Annotated in this window: 7 protein-coding genes; 3 read left to right on the forward strand and 4 right to left on the reverse strand. The window is 59.8% G+C overall.

From position 1 onward, the window contains the following. Positions 1 to 94 precede the first annotated feature (94 nt). Complete coding sequence (locus Q0M35_RS15960; protein WP_295317085.1) at positions 95 to 403, forward strand: hypothetical protein; 309 nt, start codon at positions 95 to 97, stop codon at positions 401 to 403. Positions 404 to 588: 185 nt separating this feature from the next. Here the strand turns inward: Q0M35_RS15960 and Q0M35_RS15965 are convergent, their stop codons facing one another. Genes Q0M35_RS15965 through acsA form a run of 4 tightly spaced genes read right to left on the reverse strand, consistent with a single transcriptional unit; the run spans position 589 to position 5,799 of the window. Beyond that, a complete protein-coding gene (locus Q0M35_RS15965; RefSeq protein WP_295317089.1) occupies positions 589 to 834 on the reverse strand; it encodes a phosphopantetheine-binding protein in 246 nt (81 codons plus the stop codon). Continuing rightward, entirely contained in the window at positions 831 to 2,069 is a 1,239-nt protein-coding gene (locus Q0M35_RS15970) for a dihydrolipoamide acetyltransferase family protein (protein ID WP_295317092.1), read from the reverse strand. Before Q0M35_RS15970 ends, Q0M35_RS15965 begins: the two co-directional genes overlap by 4 nt. Next, a complete protein-coding gene (gene pdhA / locus Q0M35_RS15975) occupies positions 2,066 to 4,069 on the reverse strand; it encodes a pyruvate dehydrogenase (acetyl-transferring) E1 component subunit alpha (protein WP_295317094.1) in 2,004 nt (667 codons plus the stop codon). Before pdhA ends, Q0M35_RS15970 begins: the two co-directional genes overlap by 4 nt. Further along, on the reverse strand, positions 4,066 to 5,799 hold the full coding sequence (gene acsA, locus Q0M35_RS15980) for an acetate--CoA ligase (RefSeq protein WP_295317101.1): 1,734 nt from the start codon (positions 5,797 to 5,799) through the stop codon (positions 4,066 to 4,068). Before acsA ends, pdhA begins: the two co-directional genes overlap by 4 nt. 113 nt (positions 5,800 to 5,912) lie before the next feature. Here acsA and Q0M35_RS15985 point away from each other — a divergent pair, with 113 nt between their 5' ends. Further along, a complete protein-coding gene (locus tag Q0M35_RS15985; protein WP_295317107.1) occupies positions 5,913 to 6,155 on the forward strand; it encodes a hypothetical protein in 243 nt (80 codons plus the stop codon). Between the two features lie 566 nt (positions 6,156 to 6,721). Beyond that, positions 6,722 to 6,976 (forward strand): hypothetical protein (locus Q0M35_RS15990; RefSeq protein WP_295317109.1); only part of this gene is annotated, 255 nt, incomplete at its 3' end.

Here is a 6,976-nt window from a genome sequence, read left to right on the forward strand (position 1 = left end):
CACGATGGTACAGCTCTGCCGCGCGATACATTGATCAATATCAGTCCGCTTATTCAGAAGCCGGAAATGTGCAGTTCATTGCGCCGGAGGGAACGTGTGGCTCCTTTATGCCATGCATGCAAATGCACCCACCAGAGTTGAACGCGGTCTGGTGAAATCACAAAAAAAAGCGCTGATGGCTCAAAGCAGGTCGGACATGCTGGGCTGTGCACACGGGACCGGCTGGGGCGTTGCGGATTATCCGAATGGCGTTCCGATGATTGAAAAACAGGTCCGGGCGGCGTTTCGCGACGAGCATTACAGCCGCAAGGCGGCTCGTGTCTGTGCGAAAACGGTTGTGGCCCATGGCCGGATCGCGTCTGAACCGATCCCTTCACTATCTCATGCGGGATTGCATTTTTGATTGTCCGATCTGCGGACAACCGCACGTGCATCATGATCTTCAGCGCGGGTACCGGGCCATCGAGATCGCCCCGGAGCCGGTCACAGACGGAGAAGACCGGATTGAGGCACCGGAAAATACGGTATTTCGCGTCGGGGAAGATTACCGGCCGGACATGATGCCTCTGATACAAAAATGCCTGACGCTCAGCCCGCGTGTGTTGCCAGATATAGCGTAAAGGCGTCAAAGCTGTGGAGTTTCCGGTAGTCCGCCTCGGGTATTTCGGCACCTGTCTCTTTCGATACTGCCGTGACCAGGTTCAGAAAGTCCATTGAGTCAATGTCGCATTCGTCGCGCAGATCCGCGCTGCGGTCGATTTGTGACAGATCGATCTCCGGAGCGATCCGGTTGAGCGCCGACGTCAGCACAGTCTCGGCTTCCTGCGGGTTCATAGCTTCTCCGGTTCCTGAAGCAGCTTTTCGATGCGCCTGAGCAGGCGTGCACCACGGTGTCCGTCGCTCGCGCGGTGGTCGGCCGCCAGCGTTACACTGGTCATCAGACGCGGTGCAATCCGGCCATCGTAGAGGGCAGGGCGCAGTCGGGGTGTGCCGATACCGATAATCGCGACCTGTGGCGGATAGATGATGGGGGACAACTGATCCACGCCGCGATCTCCAAGGCTGGAAAGGGTGATTGTGGCCTCTGAAAGCTCTCGCGCGCGGTAGCGTCCCACGCGTACGCGAGCCACCAGGTCGCGCAGGGCTTCCATCACTTCGTCAAGGCAAAGGTTGCTCACATCGAACAAGGCGGGAGCCACAAGTCCGCCGGAGCGCAGATGAATGGCGAAACCTATATGCACGTCCTTGCGCGGGTGAAGCCGGTTCTGTGAATAATGCCCGTTGAATTCGGGGTACTTTCCGAGAGCGGCCGCTATCGCCCGGGCATATACGGCGCCTGGCAGAAGCCGTAATTCGGGCGGGCGATCGGCGTTCTGGTCCTTCAGAAAGGCATCTGTCGCTGTGAGATCAACCTCGTGTGTCAGGTAATAGTGCGGGATTTCGCGCTTTGCGCGCGACATGGCCGCCGCAATTGCATCGCGCATCTGGTTGGCGGTCTTGTCGCGCGAAGGGGGCGGGCCGGTTGCGGCGGCGATCACGTCCGCGCGCGTAATGACCTTTTCTTCCTGACACGGGATGCTGTTTATATCCAAGCCGCTCCTGACTGCGAGGCGCCGGGCCGCGGGGGTTATGCGCCGACGCTGAGTGTCGGGCGGCGGGATTTCGACACCCGGTGTCTGAGGAATTTCCGGCTGGACGGGCGCGGGCGCAGGGTCTGCCGGCGGTTGATCTTCCGGTGTTGCCGGTTCGGTCCCGGGATCAACGGGTTGAGGCGCTTCACGCGGTGCAGGCTCAGGTTCAGACGGTTCAGGCAAATCCGGCGTTTCCTGTCCGCCCGCATCGTGGATAACAGCGAGTGGCGTTCCCACGGGTACCGTGTCGCCGGGGTGCACCAGCCATTCCGCCAGTATGCCATTTTCGAATACTTCGATCTCGATCACGCCTTTTTGGGTTTCCACCGCGGCGATGACGTCTCCTCGTCTGACCGTGTCACCGGCGGCCACCAGTTGTTCAACCATCGTTCCAGCCTCCATGTCGGCACCCAGCGAGGGCATCAGAAAATTGCTCAAGGCCTGGCCTCCATAAGCTCCTGCGCTGCTCTTACGATTTTGTCAGTTTGCGGAATTGCCGCCTGTTCGAGGTGCCGGGCATAGGGGATCGGAACCTCCTCGCTGCAGACGCGTGCAACCGGTGCGTCGAGGTCATAGAAAGCTTCCTCGACCAGTCGCATTCCGATTTCGGCGGCAAGGCTTCCACTTTTCCACCCCTCGTCAATCACCAGGGCGCGGTTGGTTTTTGCGACCGAAGTCTTTATCGTGTCCATGTCCAGTGGCCGCAGGCTGCGCAGGTCGATCACATCGGCCGACACGCCTTTTTGTGCAAGGATTTCTGCGGCTTCCAGCGTTTTGTACAGCGATCCGCCGTAAGTAATCAGGCTGATATCTCTACCGGACCGGCGTGTGGCCGCCTGGTCGATGCCGACGGGGCCTGCGTTTTCGGCCAGCATGCCTTCGCGGTTGTACAGCATGACATTCTCGAAAATCAGTACAGGATCGGGGTCCTGCAAGGCGGTCCAGAGCATCCCGCGGGCATCTTCCGGCGTGGCGGGGGTCAGAACACGAAGCCCGGGTATATGCGCATACCAACCTTCAAGGCTGTGCGAATGCTGTGCGGCCAGTTGCCTGCCTGCGCCGGTTGCCATGCGGATCACCAGCGGAACGCCGAACTGGTTATTGGACATATGCCTGATTGTAGCGGCGGTGTTTAGGATCTGGTCGAGCGCCAGCAGCGAGAAATTGACGGTCATCAGCTCAACGATCGGACGCAGACCCGCGATGGCAGCACCGATCCCCGCGCCGGTGAAACCTGACTCTGAAAGCGGCGTGTCACGGATGCGCGCGGCACCGAATTCCGCCAGCAAGCCCTTGCTTACCGCATAACAGCCGCCATAATGACCGACGTCTTCCCCCATCAGAAACACCCGTTGGTCACGGGACATCGCATCGGCGATTCCTGCGCGAACCGCTTCGCGGTATGTGGTCGCGATCATTTTCGACGGCTGCGGCACCGAGGGTGCGGCGGGGCGATCGGGCGCGAGAACAAATCGCGTTAACTGCTCAGTCGGCTCATCCGTGCCGTTTTCTGCAAAACTGACGGCTTCGGCGATCTCTGCATCTATCCCGGCTGTGATCTCCGACACCTCGGGCGCGCGCAGTAAACCGGCGTCGTTTAACCAGGTCTGAAACCGGACTACAGGGCCTTTCTCTCGCCACTTTGCTACTTCTTCGCTGGACCGGTAGAGCTGTGGGTCGAACATGGAATGGGCGCGGAAGCGATAGGTTTTACATTCCAAAAACCGGGGTTTACCCGTATCGGAAATGGCGTTCAGCGCTTTACGCGCGGCCACTTCGACGGCGACGACATCCATTCCATCGACTGACGCTGCATCAATACCATAGCTGCGCGCCCTCGCGGTGATATCAGTCTGTGCCTCTGTCAGTTCGAGGGCCGAACCCATTGCGTAGCCGTTGTTCTCACACACGAAAAGCACCGGCAGGTTCCACAAGGCCGCAAGGTTCAGGCTTTCGTGGAATTCGCCTTCGGCCACGGCACCTTCGCCAAAGAAACAGACGGTCGTGCACCCGCTGGAAGACATGCGGTCCGCCAGGCCAAGGCCGACAGCAAGGGGCAGTCCCCCCCCGACTATCGCATTGCCGCCGTAAAAGTTATGCTCGCGGCTGAAGAGATGCATCGATCCGCCGCGCCCCCCGGCACAGCCCTCGGCTTTGCCGTACATTTCCGCCAGAACGGCACCCATGGGCACGCCGCGCGCCAGTGCATGCCCGTGCTCACGGTAGGTGGCAACAACACGATCCGATCCCGACAAAAGCGGTATGATCCCCGCCGCAATCGCTTCTTCACCGTCATAAAGATGCAGAAAGCCGCGTATCTTCTGCTGTGTGTAAAGCTCTGCGCATTTTTCCTCAAAGCGGCGGATACGGATCATGTGCCACAACAGGTTGCGCAGGTGCGTGTGATCAAGACGGGGCTTGTCTGTGCTGCGGGTCATGTCCCGTCACTTTCAAGCGTTGACAGATCGCCTTCCGGCAAGCCGAGCGCGCGTGCCCTGAGAAGTCGCCGCATGATCTTGCCGCTGCGGGTTTTTGGCAGGTTTTCACGGAATATGATCTCGCGCGGGGCGATGGCCGGACCAACCCGCTTGCGCGCGTGCCCGGTCAGTTCCAGTCGCAAATCATCGGTTGGCGCGTGGCCGGGCTTGAGAGCGACATAGGCTGTGACGACCTCGCCCATGGTGTCATCGGGCAGGCCAATCACGCCCGCTTCGGCGACGGCGGGATGTTCCAGCAGCGCGCTTTCCACCTCAAAGGGTCCGATCAGGTGGCCCGCACTTTTGATGAGGTCCTTGCTGCGCCCGACAAACCAGAAATAACCATCCGCATCGCGTGTTGCCAGATCGCCGCTAAGGTACCAGCCGTCACGAAAACATTCCTTGTAGCGCGTTTCTTCATGCAGATAGCCGCGCATCATCGACGGCCAGCCAGGGCGCAGCGCAATCTCGCCCACGGCCCCGGGTTCTGTAAGAACGCGCACCGGATCTGCAGCGGTATCCGCTATGGCAGCCTCGATACCGGGTACGGGCTTGCCCATTGATCCCGGTTTGACATCCATAGCCGCAAAATTGGCAATCATGATAGCGCCGGTTTCAGTCTGCCACCAGTTGTCATGAAACGGCATGCCAAACGCGTTGTTGCTCCAGATCACGGCCTCCGGATTGAGGGGTTCTCCGACGCTGGCCATGAAGCGCAATGCCGGAAAATCGTGTTGTCGCGCCGCGTCCAGCCCCGCTTTCATGAGCATTCGAACAGCAGTTGGTGCCGTGTACCAGACGTTGACCGCCTCGCGCGACAGGGTGTCGTACCAGCGCTCGCCGTCGAATTCCGCCTCATCCACGATCATGGTGACGCGATTGGTCAGGGGTGCAATGATGCCGTAAGACATTCCGGTTACCCAGCCGGGATCAGCCGTACACCAATAGGTGTCGCCCGGTCGCAGATCGAGCGCCAGTCGTCCGGTGCTGTGATGCGCTGCTACCGCGCCGTGCGCGTGAAGCACACCCTTGGGCCTGCCGGTCGTGCCAGAGGTGAAGTGCAAAAGAGCAGCGTCTTCGGAGGTTGTTTTCGCAATATCAAAGGTATCAGCAGCCGCTTCCATCAGGGACGGCAGGTTGGTAGCACCCGCCTCGTTTCCGTCGACCAAGAAGACTTCTGGCGGGGCCGCGTGGTTTTCAAAGCGTCGTTTGTAAAGGCGCGCCGAAGTGACAAGTGCGCGCGCCGCACCGATCTCCATACGTGCACGAATGGGCTCGGGTCCGAACGCCGAAAACAGGGGGCAAAAGACCGCACCGGCCTTAAACGTTCCGAGAGCCGCAATATATAGCTCGGGAACCCGCCCCAGCAGGCTGAACACTGTATCGCCGCGCCTTATGCCGCGAGCGCGCAGAACGTTGGCAAAGCGGTTGGACCTGCGACTGAGTTCAGCATAGGAAAACTCTTTGCGCGCACCGGATTTGGCGATCCACCGCAATGCGACCTGATCTCCATGACCAGCCCCGACGTGTCGGTCCACGGCTTCATGCGCGATGTTCAGGCCGCCACCGGGCAAACCGGCAAGTTCATCCCGCGCTTGCTGCCATGTGAAAGACCTGCAGGCGGCAGCGTAGTCGGCCAGATTGGCAGATTGCTTTGTTTGATGATCCTTTACGATCAGCTTGCAAGTCAAACGAGCCCCTCCTCTCCACGGCACCCTGGAGCGAGTTTAAACAGGCGCAAAACCGGTTAACTGACGAAGATCAATCCGGCCCATGGCTGCCGGCGCAACGCGCGACGGCAGCCATGAACGAATGCACAGCTGTTGATTATGGCCTGCGTGAACCTGAAAGCTGTCTGGCCGGAACGGTGCCTGACGGAATGCCCGGTGCGCCATTCGGACGTGCTGACGGGACGCTGGCTGAGACCGGTGACGGTGGCAGGGACGGCGCGCCTTCGGATCAGTTGCGCCTCTTGTGCCAACCTGATGTCGTGACCGGGTTTTCGCAGGCGACAGACCGCGCCGGGGAAAGTTCGGGGGCATTCTGATCGCAGCAAGCGTGCGCACCGGGACCAGCGTCAGTGTCAGACCAAAGTGTGATCAGCTCGGATGGTCCGATAAACGGGTCCGGCAGCTGAGATCAGTTTCGGGTGGATATAGCATCCGGACAAAGTCATCGCTAAGATAAAAGACAGGCGACATTATCTCTTGCGCCCTTCGACCACCAAGTCGAGATGCCGGAGGCGGTTGTCGCGAAAGGCCGATGCAAGAGGGCCGCGTAGAGCTTCCGCAGTGATCTGATGAAGCGTTCTGGTTTCGCTGACAAAACCCTGACAGATCGCCGGGCATCCGACAAAATGGCTCTGCAGGAACCCGGTGCTCCCGACAAGCAAAAGACGGGCAGCTGGCTCAACAACTGCGTCGAGGCTTCGTGCCGCCCGTTCCGATGACCAGAGTGCGCTGTTAAACGCTTTCAGCCTGAGCGAAGGTTTGCAGAAACTGAGGGCGGTTATCTCTGCGTCTGCAACAACTTCAACCAGCAAAAACCGCTCATCAGCGGAGACACCCCCGGTGCGGCAGAAAGGGCAGTCTAACCGGCCCGGCCACGACGATTTTGAGCGCGTCTGACAATATTTTCTCAGTGATCCAATGCGCGATTGCGGACGATGCCCGCGCGACTGGGGACGAAACCCTGCGGGTCTGTGCAAGGCTATTTACGCCCTCATTTCCTGAAATCAGCGCCGCGGTGTCTGCTCTTTCCGGTCAGGTATTGACCAGCATCAACCCGCCCGGTGCGCTGGTCCGTATGGTCGGACGGGAAAGGAAGGGCTCAGATGTGCTGGAGCATGGAAGCATCGATCGGGATGGT

This window comes from Roseobacter sp. (assembly GCF_024639605.1).
Taxonomy (GTDB): Bacteria; Pseudomonadota; Alphaproteobacteria; order Rhodobacterales; family Rhodobacteraceae; genus Roseobacter.